The following is a 21,953-nucleotide window of genomic DNA, read 5'->3' on the forward strand; positions in this document are numbered from 1 at the left end:
TGTCCTGATTTTTGTTAATCCACTATACAATCAATATATTAAGTCGTTGTTAGCCCTCTTGGTTCTGTCAATGCCGTCCAATACAGTCCGGTGCAATGAGCCATTTTCAGGAAGTATGGTTGGGAATATTTTTGATATATCAAAAATAAAATCAAGTTCAATCAATATCCCGAGTCTTTATTGGGATGAAACCCTGTAAATTTTACAATTCTTGATATCGAAGAAGGGTTTTTCACATCTGCCCCTCCTACACAAACTGTCAACAATTTCCATCTTTCAAAAAAGGTACTCCTGATTTCATTCTTTTAAAATCAATCAATAATTTCTCTGCTTTCAAAAAATATTAAAAGATGAAAGATTTTTCTTGATTGAACTGTCGGTTTGCGTTATCGTTTCTACTCTTTTTCACAAACTCTGTGTTCCTTTCCAATTGATTGGATAATCCGTCTGTTGCCGTGTTCCCCCAATGCGCGTACCCTAAATCGCTGCTTGGTGGAATTGCATTACAGGTGCTGTGGCAAAGCGGTTTGTCCCTATTGGTTTGAAACCGTATAAAAGAGGTCGTTATGCAGTTATCAGGCGCGCAAATCATAGTGCAGAGTCTCAAAGCCGAAGGTGTCGAGTACGTTTTCGGTTATCCCGGCGGTGCGGTTATCGAAATCTACGATGCCCTTTTCCAACTCAATAAATTCAAGCACATTCTGACCCGTCACGAGCAGGCGGCAGTACACGCGGCAGATGCGTATGCGCGCGTCAGCGGTAAGGTGGGCGTGGCATTGGTTACATCCGGCCCGGGCGTTACCAATGCGCTGACCGGTATTGCTACTGCCTATACGGATTCGATTCCGATGGTGGTCATCAGCGGGCAGGTAGGCAATTCCCTGATTGGTACGGATGCGTTCCAAGAAGTTGATACGGTGGGTATTACCCGTCCGTGCGTCAAACACAATTTCCTGGTTACGGACATCAATGAGTTGGCGGAAACCATTAAAAAGGCGTTCCAAATTGCCGCAAGCGGCCGACCGGGGCCCGTGGTGGTTGATGTCCCGAAAGATGTTACGCAGGCGATGGCGAAATTCAGCTATCCTCAGGAAGACATTTTTATCCGTTCGTATCAACCGGTTGTTCAAGGGCATATCGGTCAGATTAAAAAGGCCGTGCAGATGTTGGCATCTGCCAAACGTCCGGTCGTCTATTTTGGCGGCGGCGTGGTGTTGGGTAATGCTTCTGAAGAGCTGACCCGATTTGTCCGAATGACGGGTGCTCCGTGCACGGGTACGCTGATGGGCTTGGGCGCTTATCCTTCCGGCGACCGCCAATTCCTCGGTATGCTCGGTATGCACGGTACTTACGAGGCAAACCTTGCCATGCAGAATGCGGATGTCGTTCTTGCCGTAGGTGCGCGTTTTGACGACCGTGTGGTTTCCGTACCGTCCAAATTTTTCGAGAAGGCGAAGAAAGTTATCCATATCGATGTCGATCCTTCCAGCATCGCCAAACGCGTGAAGGCGGACATTCCGATTGTCGGCGACGTGAAAAATGTTTTGTCTGAGATGGTTGCGCTGTGGCAAAAACAAGAGTTCATGCCGTCTGAAGATGCTTTGGGCAAATGGTGGAAAACCATAGAGGAATGGCGTTCCCGCGATTGCTTGTGGTTTGACAACGGCAGCGAAATTATCAAGCCACAATATGTGATTCAGAAGCTTGCCGAGATTACCGGCAATTCGGCAATCATCACATCGGATGTAGGGCAGCATCAAATGTTTGCGGCTCAATATTATCCCTTCGAACGTCCGCGCCAATGGCTCAACTCCGGCGGTTTGGGTACGATGGGCGTGGGTCTGCCTTATGCGATTGGTGCAAAACTTGCCGCCCCGGATCAAGACGTATTCTGTATCACCGGCGACGGCTCGATTCAGATGAACATCCAAGAGTTGTCCACCTGTTTCCAATATCGGATTCCGGTTAACGTCATTACGCTGAACAACGGTTATCTCGGTATGGTACGCCAGTGGCAGGAAATATATTACGGCGGCCGAGAGTCGGAAACTTATTTCGATTCTTTGCCCGATTTCGTCAAACTTGCCGAGGCATACGGCCATATCGGTATCCGCGTGGACAAGAAGTCTGATGTGGAAGGTGCCTTGTTGGAAGCATTGAACCAAAAAGACAGGCTGGTGTTTATCGACTTCCTGACTGACCAGAAACAGAATGTGATGCCTATGGTCGGCAACGGCAAAGGTTTGGACGAAATGGTACTTCCGCCGCATATGCGTGCGGACGGAAAGGCGTAAGGAGAGACAAATGCGACATATCTTATCTGTTCTGATCGAAAACGAATCAGGTGCGATGAGCCGCGTGGTCGGTTTGTTCTCTGCACGCGATTACAATATCGATTCTTTGGCGGTTGCGCCGACCGAAGACAAAACCCTGTCCCGTATGACCATCGTTACCCACGGCGACGAGCAGGTTATCGAACAAATCACCAAGCAACTCAATAAATTGATTGAAGTGATTAAAGTGGTCGATTTGAACGAAAGCCGTTTTGTCGAACGAGAACTGATGTTGGTAAAAGTCCGTGCCGCCGGCAAAGACCGCGACGAATTTTTGCGTTTGACCGAAATCTACCGGGGCAGCATCATCGACGTAACCGACCGCAGCTATACGATTGAAATTACCGGCTCGACCGACAAGCTGGATTCCTTTTTGGAAACGGTCGGACGCGCCCAAATTTTGGAAACCGTACGTACAGGCGCGGCCGGCATCGGTCGCGGTGAGCGTATTTTGAAAATTTAACGCCGTAACCTTTCAGACGGCACGGTATTTGAATGCCGTCTGAAAAACGAACGGCAGGAGAGATTTATGTCGAACATTAAAATTGTCGCACTGGTTACCGTCAAACCGGAATACACAGAAACACTGGCAGCACAGTTTAAAGAACTGGTCAAAGCCAGCCGTGCAGAAGAGGGCAACATCAGCTACGATCTCCATCAGGAAATCGGCAAACCGAACCGTTTTGTTTTCGTGGAAAATTGGAAATCTCAAGCAGCTATTGACGAACATAACGCCAGCGCGCATTTCCAAGCCTTCGTCCAGTCCGTCGACGGCAAAACCGAAGCGTTGGAAATCGTATTGATGAATGAAGTTGCCGATTAAGCGGCACACTCTGTTTAACCCGTCCGAAGCCGCTCAACATTTTAAGGCTTCGACAACCATTTACCTTAAAGGAAATCAAATGCAAGTCTATTACGATAAAGATGCCGATCTGTCCCTAATCAAAGGCAAAACCGTTGCCATCATCGGTTACGGTTCGCAAGGTCATGCCCATGCCGCCAACCTGAAAGATTCGGGTGTAAACGTGGTGATTGGTCTGCGCCAAGGTTCTTCTTGGAAAAAAGCCGAAGCAGCCGGCCATGTCGTCAAAACCGTTGCTGAAGCGACCAAAGAAGCCGATGTCGTTATGCTGCTGCTGCCTGACGAAACCATGCCTGCCGTCTATCACGCCGAAGTTGCAGCCAATTTGAAAGAAGGCGCAACGCTGGCATTTGCACACGGCTTCAACGTGCACTACAACCAAATCGTTCCGCGTGCCGACTTGGACGTGATTATGGTTGCCCCCAAAGGTCCGGGCCATACCGTACGCAGTGAATACAAACGCGGCGGCGGCGTGCCTTCTCTGATTGCCGTTTACCAAGACAATTCCGGCAAAGCCAAAGACATCGCCCTGTCTTATGCGGCTGCCAACGGCGGCACCAAAGGCGGTGTGATTGAAACCACTTTCCGCGAAGAAACCGAAACCGATCTGTTCGGCGAACAAGCCGTATTGTGCGGCGGCGTGGTCGAGTTGATCAAGGCGGGTTTTGAAACCCTGACCGAAGCCGGTTACGCGCCTGAAATGGCTTACTTCGAATGTCTGCACGAAATGAAACTGATTGTTGACCTGATTTTCGAAGGCGGTATTGCCAATATGAACTACTCCATTTCCAACAATGCGGAGTACGGCGAATACGTTACCGGCCCTGAAGTGGTCAATGCTTCCAGCAAAGAAGCCATGCGCAATGCCCTGAAACGCATTCAAACCGGCGAATACGCAAAAATGTTTATCCAAGAGGGTAATGTCAACTATGCGTCTATGACTGCCCGCCGCCGTCTGAATGCCGACCACCAAGTTGAAAAAGTCGGCGCACAACTGCGTGCCATGATGCCTTGGATTACTGCCAACAAATTGGTTGACCAAGACAAAAACTGATTGTTTTCAAACGGGACTACCTACACATCGTGTAGGCAGTTTTTTTATAGTGGATTAACAAAAATCAGGACAAGGCGACCGAAGCCGCAGACAGTACAGATAGTACGGCAAGGCGAGGCAACGCCGTACTGGTTTAAATTTAATCCACTATATATGGATACCGTCTGAACATCGTGTTCAGACGGTATCTGTGTTGCGGATGAATTTAAACAGGCACAGTTCTGTCAGTCGCCCAGAGCCGCGACCATTACCGCTTTAATCGTGTGCATACGGTTTTCCGCCTGATCGAACACGATGCTGGCGGGGCTTTCGAATATTTCTTCTGTAACTTCCACACCGTTCAGCCCGAAGGTTTCGTAAATCCATTCGCCGACTTTGGTTTCGCGGTTGTGGAAGGCGGGCAGGCAGTGCATGAATTTGACTTGCGGATTGCCCGATGCCGCCATCAGTTCGGGCGTAACGCGGTAATCTTTCAGCAAATCGATGCGTTCCTGCCAGACTTCTTTCGGCTCGCCCATGCTGACCCACACATCGGTATGAATAAAATCAACATTCTTCACGGCTTCATGCGCGTTTTCGGTCAGGGTAATTTTTGCGCCGGTTTCTTTGGCGGCGGCGTGTGCGGCGGCAATAATGCCTTCAGACGGCCACAGGCTTTGCGGTGCGCCGATACGCACGTCCATCCCCAATTTTGCCCCTAAAATCAGCAGGGAATTGCCCATGTTGTAACGCGCGTCGCCGACGTAGGCAAACGCGGTTTGGTTCAAAGGTTTGCCGCTGTGTTCGCGCATAGTCAGTGCGTCGGCAAGCATTTGTGTGGGATGGAACTCGTTGGTCAGCCCGTTGAACACGGGTACGCCCGCGTATTTCGCCAATTCTTCAACAACTTCCTGACCGAAACCGCGATATTCGATGGCATCGTACATCCTGCCCAACACGCGGGCGGTGTCTTTGATGCTTTCCTTATGCCCGATTTGGCTGGCGGACGGCTCTAAATAAGTCACTCCCGCGCCTTGATCGCGCGCGGCGACTTCAAACGCGCAGCGCGTCCGAGTAGAGGTTTTTTCAAAAATCAGGGCGATGTTTTTCCCTTTCATCCGCTGAATCTCGCGCCCTGCTTTTTTGGCGGCTTTCAATTCGGCGGCAAGGTCGAGGTAGGCGGTGATTTCTTCCGGCGTGAAGTCTAAAAGTTTCAGAAAATGGCGGTTTTTCAGGTTCACTGTCGTTTCCTTTATGTGGGGGCGTGAACGCCGTATTTGCAGCGTTTGCGGAAAGAAGGGTTAGCGGAATGTTGCAATGCCGTCTGAAGGTTGTTCAGACGGCATTGCGGTCAATCCCTTACTTCATACGGATGACGGGGATTAAACGTTCACGGTCTCGGCTACTTCGTTGTAGCTGTCGATTTCGTTGAAGTTCATATAGCGGTAGATTTTATCGCCCTGTTCGTTGATGATGCCGATATTGGCTTGATATTCTTCAACGGTCGGGATTTTACCCAGTTTGGAGCAAATCGCTGCCAATTCCGCCGAACCGAGGTAAACAAAGGTGTTTTTACCCAAACGGTTCGGGAAGTTGCGGGTGGAGGTGGACATAACGGTCGCACCTTCGCGTACTTGCGCCTGATTACCCATACATAAGGAGCAACCCGGCATTTCCATACGCGCGCCGGCACGTCCGAGTACGCCGTAGTGTCCTTCGTCGGACAATTGTTTCGCGTCCATTTTGGTCGGCGGCGCAATCCACAGGCGGACGGGGGTGTCTGCCTTGCCTTCCAAAAGTTTGGAGGCGGCGCGGAAGTGGCCGATGTTGGTCATACACGAACCGATGAATACTTCGTCGATTTTGGTGCCGGAGCGTTCGGACATGAAGCACACGTCGTCCGGGTCGTTCGGGCAGGCGATAATCGGCTCTTTGATGTCGTCCATGTTGATTTCAATCACGGCGGCGTATTCGGCATCTTTATCCGCTTCGAGCAACTCGGGATTTGCCAGCCATTTTTCCATAGCTTTGATGCGGCGTTCCAAAGTGCGCGGGTCTTGATAGCCGTTGGCAATCATGTTTTTCATCAACACGACGTTGGATTTCATGTACTCGATAATCGGCTCTTTGTTGAGCTTCACGGTACAGCCGGCGGCGGAGCGTTCGGCGGATGCGTCGGTCAATTCAAAGGCTTGTTCCACTTTCAAATCAGGCAGGCCTTCGATTTCGAGGATGCGGCCGGAGAAGATGTTTTTCTTACCGGCTTTGGCAACGGTCAGCAAACCTTGTTTGATTGCGTACAGCGGGATGGCGTTCACCAAATCGCGCAGGGTTACGCCCGGTTGCAGCTTGCCGCTGAAGCGTACCAATACAGACTCGGGCATATCGAGCGGCATTACGCCCGTTGCGGCGGCAAAGGCAACCAAGCCGGAGCCGGCGGGGAAGGAAATACCGATGGGGAAACGGGTATGGCTGTCGCCGCCGGTGCCGACGGTATCGGGCAGCAGCAGGCGGTTGAGCCACGAGTGGATGACGCCGTCGCCCGGACGCAGTGACACGCCGCCACGGGTGGAAATAAAGGCGGGCAGTTCTTTATGGGTTTTTACATCGACAGGTTTCGGATAGGCGGCGGTGTGGCAGAAAGACTGCATCACCATATCGGCGGAGAAGCCCAAACAAGCCAAGTCTTTCAACTCGTCGCGGGTCATCGGGCCGGTCGTGTCTTGCGAGCCGACCGTCGTCATACGCGGTTCGCAGTAAGTACCCGGGCGCACGCCTTGTCCTTCGGGCAGACCGCAGGCGCGGCCGACCATTTTTTGCGCCAAGGTGAAACCGGCTTTGCTTTCGGCAGGCGCTTGCGGCAGGCGGAATGCAGTAGAGGCAGGCAGTTTCAGGGCTTCGCGCGCTTTGGCGGTCAGACCTCGGCCGATAATCAGGTTGATACGGCCGCCGGCTTGCACTTCGTCCAGCAATACTTGTGATTTCAATTCAAACTCGGCAACAGTCTCGCCGTTTTTCACGATTTTGCCTTCATAAGGCAGGATATCGACGACATCGCCCATTTTTAGAGCAGATACATCGACTTCAATCGGCAGCGCGCCGGAATCTTCTTGGGTATTGAAGAAAATCGGCGCGATTTTGCCGCCCAAACATACGCCGCCGAAGCGTTTGTTCGGCACGAACGGAATGTCTTCGCCGGTATGCCAAATGACGGAGTTGGTCGCGGATTTGCGTGAAGAACCAGTACCGACCACGTCGCCGACGTAAGCAACCGGATGGCCTTTGGCTTTGAGTTCTTCCAACAATTTAATCGGACCGACTTCGCCCGGTTTGTCGGGCGTGATGCCGTCGCGCGGGTTTTTCAGCATTGCCAGCGCGTGCAGCGGAATATCGGGACGACTCCACGCGTCGGGCGCGGGGGAGAGGTCGTCTGTATTGGTTTCGCCGTCAACTTTGAAAACGGTAACGGTGATTTTTTCGGGAACTTTGGCGCGTGAGGCGAACCATTCGGCATCTGCCCAAGATTGCAAAACTTCTTGCGCGTATTTGTTGCCTTTTTCGGCTTTTTCCTGAACGTCGTGGAAGGAATCGAACATCAGAAGCGTATGTTTCAAGCCTTTGGCGGCAATGGGCGCGAGTTTGTCGTCGTCCAAGAGTTCGATTAAGGCGTGGATATTGTAACCGCCGAGCATCGTACCTAAGAGTTCGGTCGCATATTCGGGGGAGATCAGCGGGCTGGACGCGCTGCCTTCGGCAACGGCAGCCAGGAATGAGGCTTTGACTTTGGCGGCATCGTCCACACCGGGCGGAACACGGTGGGCAAGCAGTTCGACCAAGAACTCGCCTTCGCCTGCGGGCGGGCTTTTCAGCAGCTCAACCAAATCGGCGGTTTGCTGCGCGTTCAAAGGGAGGGCGGGAATGCCGAGGGCGGCGCGCTCGGCGGCGGCTTTACGATAGGCTTCTAACATCTCTTTGTTCCTTTTTCTGTTTTTCTTTTGTCGGGTTGCAAATGATTTGCGTTAAATATTGTAAACAATATTTGTACCGCTATCATAGACTAGTTTTAACAAAAATGGAACTGTTATGACAGGTAATGTATAGTGGATTAACAAAAATCAGGACAAGGCGACCGAAGCCGCAGACAGTACAGATAGTACGGCAAGGCGAGGCAACGCCGTACTGGTTTTTGTTAATCCACTATAATAGGGAACGGCTATCTGTCTACAGGAATATGATAATAAAAACCAATGCCGTCCGAAGGGGGTCAGACGGCATTGGTTTAGCGTTTTTCCTGTTTGCGTATCAGCCAAACGGCGAGCAAGGCGAAGGCTATGGTAGGCAGTGCGCCGGCGAGGAAGGGCGGGATGCCGTAGAGTTGGCTGGTAAACCCGAAGAACCGTCCGGCAAGGTGGAACAGCAATCCGAGACAGATGCCGCCGAAGAGTTTTAAGCCCATATTGCCGTGGCGGGTGGTTTGCGGGGTAAAGGCAAAGGCGACGAGCGCCATCACCCAGGCTGCGGCGGGGTAAACCAATTTGCGCCACCATGCGATGGCGTAGATTCGGGTGTTTTGGCTGTTGTTTTGGAGGTGGCGGATGTAGGTGGTCAGTTCGCCGACGGACATTTGGTCGGGTTTGACGAGCAATACGTCCATCAGGTTGCGTTTGACGGAAATCGGCCAGTTTTCTTCAGCCGCAATAGAGACCTCGACTTTGTCTTCGCCAAGCGTGCTGCGGCGGATGTTTTTCAACTGCCAACTGCCGTCGCTGTTCAAAACGGCGGAATCGGCTTCCACTGCCTCTGCCAGTTCGTTTTTATCGTTGCGGGCCCAGATTTTAATGCCCAGCAGGGTATGGTCGGGCAACATTTCGCGCACATTGATAATGCTGTTTTTTTCTTTCAGCCAAAGGCCGGTATTGCCGGTGCTGATTTTGCCGTTGATGGCCGCGGCTTTGATGTTTTCGGCTTTTTGGCTCAGTGTGGGCGCAACCCATTCGCCGAGCGCGACGGTGGCAATAGCAAAAATAAAACCGAACTGCGACAGAATCAACAGCAGCTTTTTGGTGCTCATGCCGCTGGCTTTGATGACGGTCAGTTCGCTGCCGGCGGCAAGCTGGCTGAGAGAGACCAGTCCGCCGATAAGGACGGCGAGGGGCATCAGTTCGTAGGCGCGGGCGGGCATTTTGAGGGCGGTGTAGCCCAGCATTTCCCATATGCCGTAACTGCCTTTGCCGAGGTTGCCGGTTTCGTACAGGATTTCAAAAAAGCTGTACAAAGCGAGGAAGGCAAGGAGCGCGTAAACCGCCATAACCGCCATTTGACGGATGATGTAACGTGAAATCAGGTTCATTTTCCGCCTTTCAATGTCAGACTTTTGCCAACCGCCTGCCAGAAGGGCTGGCTGGGCATGCTGCGGACGCGCAGAAGTACGATTGCGATGACGAACATGATGATGTGCATAGGCAGCAGTCCGAGCCAAAAATGGATTTTGCCGTCTTCCACGGCTTCAAAAAGCAGGGTCAGCCCGTTTTGGTAAATTAAAAACAAACCGATGGCAATCAAGATATTGTAGGTATGTCCGCTGCGCGGGTTGAAATAGGAAAGCGGCACGGCAAGCAGGCAGAGTAGGAGGACGCTGACGGTCAGCGAGATGCGCCACATCAATTCCGCCTGATGTTGCGGGTTGCTGCTGCCAATCAGTTGGGCGGTCGGAATGGTACGGCGGTGGGAAACGGGGTCGATGAGTTTTGGCGTGGTGCTGATAATCAGGTTGAGTTTTTGGAAGGAAACCTGATTGTAGTCGGCGCGTCCGGGCGTGCCGCTGTAACGGTAGCCGTGGCGCAATTCGAGCGTGCGTTTGTTGTCGTTCAGCGAGAAGTTACCTTCTTTGGCGAAGATGATGTTGTCGCCGCCGTTTTTGTCCTGTTCGCGCAGGAACAGGTTTTTCATGATGCCGGATTCGGTATCGAAGGTTTCGACAAAATAAACCCTGCCGTTGCGCTTGCCCAAACTGTTGAACCCGCCTGCCTCCACCAAAGACAATTCCTGCTTCTGCTTCAGGATTTCAGCGTATTCGCGGCTGCGTAGCTCTGCCCACGGTATCACCCAAAGCTGCATGACGGCAACCAAAACGGCAAACGGCACGGCAAACTGCATCACTGGGCGTATCCATTGTTTCAATGCCAATCCGCAGGATAGCCAGACCGACATTTCGCTGTCGCGCCAGTAGCGGGTCAACACGGTCAACGTACTGATAAATGCGGTCAACACCAGCAAAAGCGGCGTCATACCGATGACCCAGAAGCCGACCAATGCCAACACGGCATCGATGGCGACACGCCCGTCGGCGGCACGGCCGAGCAGGTTGATTGCCTGCGTGGAGACCAATACCGCCAAGAGGACGACGAAAATGCCGACGGCGGTAAAAGAGAGTTCTTTGATGAGGTTTCTTTGATAAATCATAGAATCGCGGTCAGGGGGCGGTAAGCGGTTCGGCGCAGGCGGATTGTCCGCGCAAGGTTTCAGACGGTGCTTCAAATGGGGTACAATCGTGCCAGCCGTCTTCAGACGGTCTTTTGAGCGAAAGGCCGTCCGAAAACTACCGACAACCGTCTCAATCAGGAGAATAAACGTGGAATTTAGCACAAAAACCGAAATCTTGCAGGAACAGCAGGCAGGCGCACAGTTATTTGTCTGCACCGAAGAGGCGCAATTAAACCATCCGACCGCCCTTGCCCTTTTGTCTTCGCTTGAAGAAGGTCAAACTTTTGCCGACACCAAAATCCCGACAGGCAACGGTTTGCAGGCAGTCGCCGTCGTCCGCCTTGAAAAAACCGACCGTGCCGCGCTGAACAAAGCCGCTGCCGAAGCCGCCAAATGGGCGCAAAATCAGGAAACGGTCAATGTGGACGTTCATGCCTTTGAAGAAGCGCAAGCCGCAGCCGTTGCCGAAGCGTTTGCGATTGCTTTCGGCAATGCCGCCTACCGTTTCGACCGCTATAAAAAAGAAGCCAAGCCCGCCAAATTTGCAGAAGCCGTGTTCCACAGCGCACACGAAGCCGCCGTCAAAGAAGCCCTGCGCGTTGCCGAAGCACAGGTTTACGGACAAAGCCTCTGCCGCGACTTGGGCAATGCCGCGCCGAACGAATGCACGCCCGAATTTTTAGCGCGCACCGCCAAAGCCGAAGCCGAAAAACTGGGCGCGCACGTCAAAATCATCGAAAAAGACTACATCAAAGAAAACATGGGTTCGTTTTGGTCGGTCGCCAAAGGCAGTGTCGAAGATCCCTATTTGGTCGAACTGAGCTATTTCGGTGCAGCCGACAAAGAAGCCGCCCCCGTCGTCTTGGTCGGCAAAGGCATTACCTTCGACACCGGCGGCATTTCCCTCAAACCCGGTCTGAACATGGACGAAATGAAGTTTGATATGTGCGGCGCGGCAACCGTCATCAGCACCTTCTGCGCCGCCGTCAAACTGCAACTGCCGATCAACCTGATTGCCATCGTCGCCACTTGTGAAAATATGCCTTCCGGCGCGGCCAACAAACCGGGCGACGTCGTAAAAAGCATGAAAGGCCTGACCATCGAAGTGTTGAACACCGATGCTGAAGGCCGTCTGATTTTGTGCGACGCGCTCACTTACGCCGAACAGTTCAAACCCAAAGCCGTCATCGACGTCGCCACCCTGACCGGTGCGTGTATTGTTGCCTTGGGGCACGATGTCAGCGGCGTGATGGGCAACAATCAAGATTTGGTCGACAGCCTGCTTGCCGCTTCCTACAACGTGGACGACAAAGCGTGGCAACTGCCGCTCTTTGAGACCTACAAAGACCAACTCAAATCCAACTTTGCCGACATTCCAAACATCGGCACGCCCGGCGCGGGCACGATTACCGCCGCAACATTCCTATCCTACTTTACCGAAGACTATCCATGGGCACACCTTGACATCGCGGGTACGGCGTGGAAATCCGGTGCGGAAAAAGGTGCGACCGGCCGTCCCGTTCCCTTGCTGCTGAACTATCTGCGGAATCTTTAATTTTGCCACAATGCCGTCTGAAGCCTTTCAGACGGCATCGTCCTGCCAAATGCTCAAACAATATGCCGAAAGCCACCTTTTACACGCACGTTGCCCAAGTTCCGATTTTCACCTGCCGCCTGATTGCCCGTGCGATTCGGGACGGCGGCAGGATACTGGTGTGGTCCGATTCGTTCGGGCAGCTTCAGGAATTGGACAAAATGCTTTGGCAATACGAGGCCGAGAGTTTCATTCCGCACGAAATTTGGGAAACGGAAGAAGCCATGCCGTCTGAACCATCCGTCCTGCTTGCCTGCGGCGGCAATCTGCCCCGAATTCCCGAAGGCATGACCGTTTTGAACCTGTCCGACGGTTTTTGGAACACCGCTCCGGTCTTGCCCGCGCGCGTTTTGGAAATCGTCGGCAACAGCTTGGAAGATCTCGCCGACGCGCGCGAACGCTTTACCGCCTACCGCCGAAGCGGTTTTGCCATCGAACATCACGGCATGGAGGGCAAGGCATAAAATGCCGTCTGAAATGCCGCATTTACAAAATTTAAACAGGCTTGATTCTATTTGATTAAAATTTCCTTATCGGTTGAACCCCGCCACTTGGACATCTGTCCCTCGGGGCGGTAGAATCAAAACTTATTTTGGAAGGTTCAATCCTTTCCAAAACAGGGCAACACACGATTGACGCTTTATGTGTCATCCTGTGTGTTGAAACATTCAAACTCGGCTATAATCCCGTTTTTCCGACCTTATCGACAGCGAAGATCCATCATGAACACCATTTTCAAAATCAGCGCACTGACCCTTTCCGCCGCTTTGGCACTTTCCGCCTGCGGCAAAAAAGAAGCCGCCCCCGCATCTGCATCCGAACCTGCCGCCGCTTCTTCCGCGCAGGGCGACACCTCTTCGATCGGCAGCACGATGCAGCAGGCAAGCTATGCGATGGGCGTGGACATCGGACGCTCCCTGAAGCAAATGAAGGAACAGGGCGCGGAAATCGATTTGAAAGTCTTTACCGAAGCCATGCAGGCAGTGTATGACGGCAAAGAAATCAAAATGACCGAAGAGCAGGCTCAGGAAGTCATGATGAAATTCCTTCAGGAACAACAGGCTAAAGCCGTAGAAAAACACAAGGCGGACGCGAAGGCCAATAAAGAAAAAGGCGAAGCCTTTCTGAAAGAAAATGCCGCCAAAGACGGCGTGAAGACCACTGCTTCCGGCCTGCAATACAAAATCACCAAACAGGGCGAAGGCAAACAGCCGACCAAAGACGACATCGTTACCGTGGAATACGAAGGCCGCCTGATTGACGGTACGGTATTCGACAGCAGCAAAGCCAACGGCGGCCCGGTCACCTTCCCTTTGAGCCAAGTGATTCCGGGTTGGACCGAAGGCGTACAGCTTCTGAAAGAAGGCGGCGAAGCCACGTTCTACATCCCGTCCAACCTTGCCTACCGCGAACAGGGTGCGGGCGACAAAATCGGCCCGAACGCCACTTTGGTATTTGATGTGAAACTGGTCAAAATCGGCGCACCCGAAAACGCGCCCGCCAAGCAGCCGGCTCAAGTCGACATCAAAAAAGTAAATTAAGTCCGAATCCATGCCCGAAACAGGTTTTCGGGCATTTTTACGGCAAATGCCGTCTGAAACCACCAAACAGCGGTTCAGACGGCATCCCTTTCAAAAGCGTACCATTATGAAAAACATCGTCATCCTGATTTCCGGACGCGGCAGCAATATGCAGGCAATCGTCAATGCCGCCATTCCCAACGTCCGCATTGCCGCCGTGTTGAGCAACAGCGAAACGGCTGCCGGTTTGCAATGGGCGGCCGAACGCGGCATCCCGACCGATAGCCTGAATCATAAAAACTTTGAATCACGACTTGCCTTCGATACGGCCATGATGGAAAAAATCGACGCATATCAACCCGACTTGGTGGTTTTGGCAGGTTTTATGCGGATTCTGACCCCCGAGTTTTGCGCCCGTTACGAAGGCAGGCTGATGAACATTCACCCGTCCATCCTGCCCTCGTTTACCGGACTTCATACGCACGAACGCGCTTTGGAGGCGGGCTGCCGCGTTGCCGGCTGCACCATCCATTTCGTTACTGCCGAACTGGATTGCGGCCCGATTGTATCGCAAGGGATTGTGCCGATACTTGACGGCGATACGGCAGACGATATTGCCGCACGGGTTTTGGCTGTCGAGCATAAACTTTATCCGAAAGCCGTTGCCGATTTTGCCGCCGGCCGCCTGATTATCGAGGGAAACCGCGTCAGAAATTCGGAAAACGCCGATGCCGCCCGTTTCCTGACGGCGTAAACCGGGCGGGAGCAAATGATGAAGACTTTTAAAAATATATTTTCCGCCGCCATTTTGTCCGCCGCCCTGCCGTGCGCGTATGCGGCAGGGCTGCCCCAATCCGCCGTGCTGCACTATTCCGGCAGCTACGGCATTCCCGCCACGATGACATTTGAACGCAGCGGCAATGCTTACAAAATCGTTTCGACGATTAAAGTGCCGCTATACAATATCCGTTTCGAGTCCGGCGGTACGGTTGTCGGCAATACCCTGCACCCTACCTACTATAGAGACATACGCAGGGGCAAACTGTATGCGGAAGCCAAATTCGCCGACGGCAGCGTAACCTACGGCAAAGCGGGCGAGAGCAAAACCGAGCAAAGCCCCAAGGCTATGGATTTGTTCACGCTTGCCTGGCAGTTGGCGGCAAATGACGCGAAACTCCCCCCGGGGCTGAAAATCACCAACGGCAAAAAACTTTATTCCGTCGGCGGTTTGAATAAGGCGGGTACAGGAAAATACAGCATAGGCGGCGTGGAAACCGAAGTCGTCAAATATCGGGTGTGGCGCGGCGACGATACGGTAATGTATTTCTTCGCACCGTCCCTGAACAATATTCCAGCACAAATCGGCTATACCGACGACGGCAAAACCTATACGCTGAAACTCAAATCGGTGCAGATCAACGGCCAGGCAGCCAAACCGTAAATCGGTTTTCAAGTGTTTTTTTGCCGTTTTGTCCATATTTCTGCATAAGCCGCTTGAAATTGTTTACAATAACGCCATATGCAAAGCGGTTTTAACGCTATTTTCAGGAATGACACCATGCAGGTTACATCAAAATGGATAGACGGAATGTGCTTTGTCGGCACGACGGAAGGCGGGCACAGCGTCGTTATGGAGGGTTCGGCGGCAGAAGGTGCGGCCAAGCGCGGGCCCAGCCCTTTGGAAATGCTGCTGTTGGGCGTGGCGGGCTGTTCGAGCATCGATGTGGTGATGATTGCCGAAAAACAGCGTCAGAAAGTGACTGACTGCCGTGCGACGGTTACGGCGAAACGGGCGGACGATGCGCCGCGCGTGTTTACCGAAATCCACATCCATTTCAAAGTATTCGGGCATGATTTGAAAGAATCGGCCATTGAGCGCGCCGTTCAGATGTCTGCCGAAAAATACTGTTCGGCTTCGATTATGTTGGGCAAAGCGGCAAAGATTACCCACAGTTTTGAAATTGCCGGGGCAGATAAATAGGCATCGGGCGGCATTATGGGGAAACGGCTGATACCGTCTGAAGGGAAAGGTGCGGCAGGCAATCCGGAGGCGCATAAAAAAGCAGATATATTCGGACTGCACCTCCCGAATATATCTGCCTGCTGTTTCCTCTTTATTCAGCCTTTATAATACTTGGACTTGTCGGGGTATTGTGCAGACTTGATTCCGGATTGTCAACAATTTTCGGTCAAATTTTAAATGCCGCGTTTTAAAATGATACCCGCCTGCTTCTGCGGGCGGGCGGGAGGCGAGAATCCCGTTATTTTAAGCCATATATTAATTTATTGAATTATAGTGGATTAACAAAAACCAGTACGGCGTTGCCTCGCCTTAGCTCAAAGAGAACGATTCTCTAAGGTGCTGAAGCACCAAGTGAGTCGGTTCCGTACCATCTGTACTGTCTGCGGCTTCGTCGCCTTGTCCTGATTTAAATTTAATCCACTATAATATAAATTTGTGCAATGCTTTAATTCCTCTGACACGATTTGAAACACAGCCGCCTTAAAACATCTTAAAAAATTTGAAAGCGTAAAAATACGGAAAACATCATGAACTTTGAAAACGACGACATTATCCATGCGCCGACCACGTCTTCCCTGATTCTCGAAGAGCGGCACGATTCGGAGCTGTTCCGTGTTTACGCCCTGATTTTGGACGGCATTACCGATCAGGTGCTGCTGCCCGGCAAAAAGCTGACCGAATCCGAACTTTGCCGTCAGATGGTGTGTTCGCGCAACACCGTCCGCGGCGCGCTGTCGCTTTTGGCGCACGACAAGATTGTCGATTTGCAACCCAACAGGGGCGCGTTCGTCCACGTTCCCGATTTGAAAGAAATGCAGGATGTGTTCAATGCGCGCATCGAAATGGAGACGATGATTTTGAATATCCTCGCAGATTTGCCGGATTTGGAAACGCGCCTCAAGCCGCTTTATGCGATGATACGGCGCGAAGAAGAGGCCTCCGGCAGGGGCGACCGCGTTGGCTGGAACCGCCTGTCCAATGCCTTCCACGTCGAACTGGCGCGCCTGGTGGGCAACGATGTGCTGTTCGACATTATGAACACGCTGTGCGCGCGGTCTTCCCTGATTGTCGCCGTGGCGGGCGTGCATCGCGAGGAAAAACACGCCATCAATACGCATACGCATTCCGAACACCGCGAAATCCTCGACCTGCTGCTGGCGGGCAGGCGCAACCGCGTGGTCAAAATCCTGCGCCGCCATTTGGGCAACTGTATGGAGCGTTTGGAAAAGACTTTGGAAGATTGAATGCCGGAGCGGATAAGCCGCCTGAACCTTCAGGCGGTTTTTTAATGGCGAACCTGATGCCGTCTGAAATATGGATGCGGGTATCTGCAATTTTCAGACGGCAATTTTTAAACCGCATATATCATGCGGCAATAAAGGAGGTCAGGAGATGGACAGCCTGATGACGTTGCTTTCGGTATTGATACCGATGTTTGCCGGATTTTTTATCCGTGTGCCCAAGCCTTACCTGCCCGCTTTGGATAAGGTGCTATCGGTCTTGGTGTATGCTGTGCTGCTGCTGATCGGCGTCTCGTTGTCGCGCGTGGAGGATTTGGGTTCGCGGTTGGACGATATGGCGTTGACGGTTCTGTGGCTGTTTGTTTGTACGGTCGGGGCGAACCTGCTTGCTTTGGCAGTGTTGGGAAAGTTATTCCCGTGGCGGATAAAGGGGAAAGGGAAGGGCGTTTCGGTCGGCGTGTCGGGCAGTGTGGGGCAGCTCGGATGCGTGCTGCTCGGATTTGCATTCGGCAAACTGATGCGCGATATTTGGATGCCGTCTGAAAGCGCGGGCATGTATTGTCTGATGCTGCTGGTGTTCCTCATCGGCGTACAGCTCAAAAGCAGCGGCGTATCGTTGCGGCAGGTTTTGGTCAACCGCAGGGGTATTCGGTTGTCGGTCTGGTTTATGCTTTCATCTCTTTCGGGCGGGCTGCTGTTTGCCGCATCGGCAGACGGCGTGTCGTGGACGAAAGGTTTGGCGATGGCTTCCGGCTTCGGTTGGTATTCCCTCTCGGGTTTGGTCATGACCGAGGCTTACGGCGCGGTATGGGGCAGCATCATGCTGCTGAACGATTTGGCACGAGAGCTGTTTGCACTGGCATTTATCCCGCTGCTGATGAAGCGTTTTCCGGATGCGGCGGTGGGGGTTGGCGGTGCGACCAGTATGGATTTTACATTGCCCGTGATTCAGGGTGCGGGCGGTTTGGAAGTCGTGCCGGTAGCGGTCAGCTTCGGCGTGGTGGTCAATATCGCCGCCCCGTTTCTGATGGTGGTGTTTTCCGCTTTGGGTTGAACGCGGTAAAATCGGCATCCCGATGCAAGGAGGCAGAAAACGATGAAACCGAAAATCCAAAGGCACGGAGAGATTTTAAGCCTTGTCCGCCGGCATCAGTTTATGTCGGTGGACGAGCTTGCCGCCGCATTGGACGTTACCCCGCAGACGATACGCCGCGACATCCGCGAGTTGGAGGAGGCCGGCAGCCTGAAACGCCATCACGGCGGCGCATCTTCGGGCGGAAACTTGCCGGAGGGCCTGCCCGCCGACCGCCAAACCCGGTGTCAAAACGAAAAAAACGCCATTGCCCGGCTGATTGCGGAACACATCCCCGACGGTTCGTCGCTGTTTGTCAGTATCGGCACGACGATGGAAGCCGTGGCATCGGAGCTGGTCAGGCGGCGCGGCAGCCTGCGGATTATTACCAACAATATCCACGTCGCCTCCATCGTTTCGGCGCGGACGGATTACACGGTCATTATCACTTCCGGAGTCGTCCGCCCTTTGGACGGCGGTATTACCGGCGTGGCAACCGTCGATTTTATCAACCAGTTCAAAGTCGATTATGCCGTGATGAGTACGCACGGCGTGGAAAGCGACGGTTCGCTTTTGGACGACGACTACAAAGAAGTCAGCGTGATGCAGGCGATGATTGCCAATGCGCGCGTCCGCTTCCTCGGCGTGGACCACAGTAAATTCCGCAGCAACGCGCTGGTCAGGCTCGGCGACATTACGGCGTTTGACAAAGTATTTACCGACCGGCTGCCCGATACCGCGATGCAGAAGATGCTGAAAGAGGCGGGGGTGGAATGCCTGATTGCCGATGCCGTCTGAACGCTATGTCAAAGCGCGCAAGTCGGGTACAATAAACACATCATCAAACCGCTTCAGACGGCATAAGGAACCGCCCCAATGCCGTCTGAAGCCATCTGTTCAAAGAAAACTATGCTCAATAAAGACCAATTTGCGGACAACCATTTTATCCGCACCTTCATCGAAGAAGACCTCAAAAGCGGCAAACACGAAGCCGTCCAAACCCGTTTTCCGCCGGAGCCCAACGGCTACCTGCACATCGGACACGCCAAATCCATCTGCCTGAACTTCGGTTTGGCGTATATTTACGACGGCTTGTGCAACCTGCGTTTTGACGATACCAACCCCGAAAAAGAAAACGACGAATACGTCAACGCCATCAAAGAAGACGTTGAGTGGCTCGGTTTCCATTGGGCGGGCGAGCCGCGTTTCGCTTCCAACTATTTCGACCAGCTTTATGACTACGCCGTCGGTTTGGTTAAAGACGGCAAAGCGTATGTCGATGATTTGACGCCAGAAGAAATGCGCGAATACCGCGGTACGCTGACCGAAGCAGGCAAAAACAGCCCTTATCGCGACCGCAGTATCGAAGAAAACCTCGACCTGTTCACGCGCATGAAAAACGGTGAGTTCCCCGACGGCAGCAAAACCCTGCGCCTGAAAATCGACATGGCATCCGGCAACATCAATATGCGCGATCCGGTCATCTACCGCATCCGCCGCGCCCATCACCACAACACCGGCGACAAATGGTGCATCTATCCGATGTACGACTACACGCATTGTATTTCCGATGCCATCGAAGGCATCACGCATTCCTTGTGTACGCTCGAATTTGAAGCCCATCGTCCGCTGTATGACTGGGTGTTGGACAACATCCCCGCGCCGCACGCCACACGTCCGCGCCAATACGAGTTTTCACGCTTGGAGCTTTTGTACACCATTACCTCCAAACGGAAATTGAATCAGTTGGTTGTGGAAAAACACGTTTCCGGCTGGGACGATCCGCGTATGCCGACCATTTCCGGTATGCGCCGACGCGGCTACACGCCCGAAGGGCTGCGCCTGTTTGCCAAACGCGCCGGTATTTCCAAATCTGAAAACATCGTCGATATGAGCGTGTTGGAAGGCGCGATTCGCGAAGAGTTGGAAAATTCCGCCCCACGCCTGATGGCGGTGTTGAACCCGCTCAAAGTAACCCTGACCAACTTTGAAACCGGCAGAACCCAAAGCCGCCGTGCCGCGTTCCATCCGAACCACGAAGAAATGGGCGATCGCGAAGTACCTGTTTCACAAACCATTTACATCGAAGCCGACGACTTTGCCGAAAATCCGCCCAAAGGCTTCAAACGCCTGATTCCCGGCGGCGAAGTACGCTTGCGCCACGGCTATGTCATCAAGTGCGATGAAGTCGTCAAAGACGAAGCAGGCAATGTGGTTGAACTCAAATGCAGCATCGACCACGACACCTTGGGCAAAAATCCAGAAGGCCGTAAAGTTAAAGGCGTGATTCATTGGGTTTCCGCCGAACACGCCGCCGAAATCAAAGTCCGTCTGTACGACCGCCTCTTTACCGTCGAGCGTCCCGATGCCGTGCGCGGCGAAGACGGCGAATACCTGCCGTTCACCGATTTCCTCAATCCGGAATCCGTCAAGGAAATCACCGCCTACGCCGAACCTGCCGCCAAAGATTTGCCGGCAGAAAGCCGTTGGCAGTTCGAGCGTATCGGCTACTTCGTAACCGACCGTAAAGACCACGGCAAAGACACGCCGGTGTTTAACCGCACGGTCACGCTGAAAGATTCTTGGCAGCCTAAGTAAAACCCCATCCTTGCCGTCTGAATATTGTTCGGACGGCATTTCCCCTTTGCCCGCGAAATGCGGCACATTCGGCACACCGGAAAGGAAATATGATGAAAGTCCTCTTTATCGCCGACCCGATGGCAAGTTTCAAAACCTACAAAGACACCACCTACGCCATGATGCGCGAGATGGCAAAACGCGGCTGGCGGCTGTTTCATACCTTGAGCAGCGGATTGTCGGTTAAAAACGGTCTGGTGGTTGCTGATGCGTCTGCTTTTGAGTTTCTCGGCGCACAAGACGACCACGACAAAAACTGGTTTGCCGCCGCCGACAAAGTTCAGACGGCATTGAAAGCATTTGATGCCGTGATTATGCGTACCGATCCGCCGTTCGATATGCAATACCTCTACGCCACACAGCTTCTGACGCTGGCGGAGCAGCAGGGCGCGAAGGTCTTTAACAGCGGACAGGCGATGCGTGATTTCAATGAAAAACTGGCGATTTTGAACTTCAGCCGCTTTACCGCGCCCACGCTGGTAACGACCCGTTCCGCCGATGTCCGCGCATTTTTGAAAGAACACGGCGACATCATCATTAAACCGCTCGACGGCATGGGCGGTATGGGCATCTTCCGCCTGACCGAAAAAGACCCCAACATCGGCAGCATCCTCGAAACCCTGATGCGGCTTGATTCCCGCACCATTATGGCGCAACGCTACATTCCCGAAATCGTACACGGTGACAAACGCATCCTGATTATCGGCGGCGAAGTCGTCCCCTATGCTTTGGCGCGTATCCCGCAAAACGGCGAAACACGCGGCAACCTTGCGGCAGGCGGACGCGGCGTGGCGCAGGAATTGGACGGACGCGACCGCGAAATTGCCGAAACGCTCGCCCCCGAACTCAAACGGCGCGGCATCCTGCTGGCCGGTTTGGACGTTATCGGCAGCAACCTGACCGAAGTCAACGTAACCAGCCCGACCGGATTCCAAGAAATTATGAAACAAAAAGGTTTCGACGTGGCGGCAATGTTTGCCGATGCCGTTGCCGCGTGGTCGGTACGTTAAACCGATGCCGTTTGAAAGGCTTTTGCTTCACAACCGTTTGGTTTGTTCGGGCAGGCAGGGTTTTCCCTCAGCCGGCAGGGATGCGGTTAATGCCGTACGGACACCCCGCCGCCCCGTTTTCAGACGGTATATATAGTGGATTAAC

The 21,953-nt window shown here is 53.1% G+C and carries 20 protein-coding genes; 16 read left to right on the forward strand and 4 right to left on the reverse strand.

Annotated features, from left to right (window positions below):
• The 5 genes from HMPREF2959_RS12905 to ilvC all read left to right on the forward strand — a co-directional run.
• Positions 1–199 (forward strand): hypothetical protein (locus tag HMPREF2959_RS12905; RefSeq protein WP_210398730.1); only part of this gene is annotated, 199 nt, incomplete at its 5' end.
• 367 nt (positions 200–566) lie between these two features.
• Complete coding sequence (gene ilvB, locus HMPREF2959_RS06670; protein ID WP_002242855.1) at positions 567–2,294, forward strand: biosynthetic-type acetolactate synthase large subunit; 1,728 nt, start codon at positions 567–569, stop codon at positions 2,292–2,294.
• Positions 2,295–2,304: 10 nt separating this feature from the next.
• Entirely contained in the window at positions 2,305–2,796 is a 492-nt protein-coding gene (gene ilvN / locus HMPREF2959_RS06675; protein WP_002212817.1) for an acetolactate synthase small subunit, read from the forward strand.
• A gap of 66 nt (positions 2,797–2,862) precedes the next feature.
• Positions 2,863–3,156, forward strand: coding sequence for a putative quinol monooxygenase (locus HMPREF2959_RS06680; protein ID WP_002212818.1), 294 nt, complete (start codon positions 2,863–2,865; stop codon positions 3,154–3,156).
• A 79-nt stretch (positions 3,157–3,235) separates the two neighbouring features.
• Complete coding sequence (gene ilvC, locus HMPREF2959_RS06685) at positions 3,236–4,249, forward strand: ketol-acid reductoisomerase (RefSeq protein WP_002226185.1); 1,014 nt, start codon at positions 3,236–3,238, stop codon at positions 4,247–4,249.
• A 224-nt stretch (positions 4,250–4,473) separates the two neighbouring features.
• On the opposite strand, the gene HMPREF2959_RS06690 is transcribed toward ilvC, so the two are convergent.
• From HMPREF2959_RS06690 to lptF, 4 genes are all read right to left on the reverse strand, one after another.
• Positions 4,474–5,469 (reverse strand): ornithine carbamoyltransferase, encoded by a 996-nt coding sequence (locus HMPREF2959_RS06690; protein ID WP_002212820.1) that lies wholly within the window; start codon positions 5,467–5,469, stop codon positions 4,474–4,476.
• Between the two features lie 141 nt (positions 5,470–5,610).
• On the reverse strand, positions 5,611–8,196 hold the full coding sequence (gene acnB, locus HMPREF2959_RS06695) for a bifunctional aconitate hydratase 2/2-methylisocitrate dehydratase (protein ID WP_002229716.1): 2,586 nt from the start codon (positions 8,194–8,196) through the stop codon (positions 5,611–5,613).
• 311 nt (positions 8,197–8,507) lie between these two features.
• On the reverse strand, positions 8,508–9,578 hold the full coding sequence (gene lptG / locus HMPREF2959_RS06700; protein ID WP_002235067.1) for an LPS export ABC transporter permease LptG: 1,071 nt from the start codon (positions 9,576–9,578) through the stop codon (positions 8,508–8,510).
• Positions 9,575–10,690, reverse strand: coding sequence for an LPS export ABC transporter permease LptF (lptF, locus tag HMPREF2959_RS06705; RefSeq protein ID WP_002216799.1), 1,116 nt, complete (start codon positions 10,688–10,690; stop codon positions 9,575–9,577). Before lptF ends, lptG begins: the two co-directional genes overlap by 4 nt.
• A 169-nt stretch (positions 10,691–10,859) precedes the next feature.
• Between lptF and HMPREF2959_RS06710 the strand changes: the two genes are divergently transcribed.
• The 11 genes from HMPREF2959_RS06710 to gshB all read left to right on the forward strand — a co-directional run bounded on the left by HMPREF2959_RS06710 (position 10,860) and on the right by gshB (position 21,808).
• Complete coding sequence (locus HMPREF2959_RS06710; protein ID WP_002243724.1) at positions 10,860–12,266, forward strand: leucyl aminopeptidase; 1,407 nt, start codon at positions 10,860–10,862, stop codon at positions 12,264–12,266.
• Positions 12,267–12,328: 62 nt separating this feature from the next.
• Positions 12,329–12,769 carry a DNA polymerase III subunit chi gene (locus HMPREF2959_RS06715; RefSeq protein ID WP_002239948.1) on the forward strand — a complete coding sequence of 147 codons (441 nt, stop codon included), beginning with the start codon at positions 12,329–12,331 and terminating at the stop codon, positions 12,767–12,769.
• A gap of 258 nt (positions 12,770–13,027) precedes the next feature.
• Entirely contained in the window at positions 13,028–13,846 is an 819-nt protein-coding gene (locus tag HMPREF2959_RS06720) for an FKBP-type peptidyl-prolyl cis-trans isomerase (protein WP_002212827.1), read from the forward strand.
• Between the two features lie 106 nt (positions 13,847–13,952).
• Entirely contained in the window at positions 13,953–14,579 is a 627-nt protein-coding gene (purN, locus tag HMPREF2959_RS06725; protein ID WP_002240659.1) for a phosphoribosylglycinamide formyltransferase, read from the forward strand.
• A 15-nt stretch (positions 14,580–14,594) separates the two neighbouring features.
• Entirely contained in the window at positions 14,595–15,266 is a 672-nt protein-coding gene (locus HMPREF2959_RS06730) for a DUF3108 domain-containing protein (RefSeq protein ID WP_033912517.1), read from the forward strand.
• Positions 15,267–15,383: 117 nt separating this feature from the next.
• On the forward strand, positions 15,384–15,806 hold the full coding sequence (locus HMPREF2959_RS06735) for an OsmC family protein (RefSeq protein WP_002222213.1): 423 nt from the start codon (positions 15,384–15,386) through the stop codon (positions 15,804–15,806).
• A 569-nt stretch (positions 15,807–16,375) separates the two neighbouring features.
• Positions 16,376–17,092: a GntR family transcriptional regulator gene (locus tag HMPREF2959_RS06740; RefSeq protein WP_002212831.1), complete on the forward strand. Its 717-nt coding sequence runs from the start codon at positions 16,376–16,378 to the stop codon at positions 17,090–17,092.
• 148 nt (positions 17,093–17,240) lie between these two features.
• Positions 17,241–18,143, forward strand: coding sequence for a LysO family transporter (locus HMPREF2959_RS06745; RefSeq protein WP_002239185.1), 903 nt, complete (start codon positions 17,241–17,243; stop codon positions 18,141–18,143).
• 42 nt (positions 18,144–18,185) lie between these two features.
• Entirely contained in the window at positions 18,186–18,959 is a 774-nt protein-coding gene (locus HMPREF2959_RS06750) for a DeoR/GlpR family DNA-binding transcription regulator (protein ID WP_002235997.1), read from the forward strand.
• A 111-nt stretch (positions 18,960–19,070) separates the two neighbouring features.
• On the forward strand, positions 19,071–20,759 hold the full coding sequence (locus HMPREF2959_RS06755) for a glutamine--tRNA ligase/YqeY domain fusion protein (RefSeq protein WP_014581624.1): 1,689 nt from the start codon (positions 19,071–19,073) through the stop codon (positions 20,757–20,759).
• Between the two features lie 92 nt (positions 20,760–20,851).
• Positions 20,852–21,808, forward strand: a complete 957-nt coding sequence (gene gshB / locus HMPREF2959_RS06760; protein WP_002243723.1) for a glutathione synthase — start codon at positions 20,852–20,854, stop codon at positions 21,806–21,808.
• Positions 21,809–21,953 lie beyond the last annotated feature (145 nt).

The organism is Neisseria sp. HMSC070F02 (assembly GCF_001814225.1).
Taxonomy (GTDB): domain Bacteria; phylum Pseudomonadota; class Gammaproteobacteria; order Burkholderiales; family Neisseriaceae; genus Neisseria; species Neisseria meningitidis.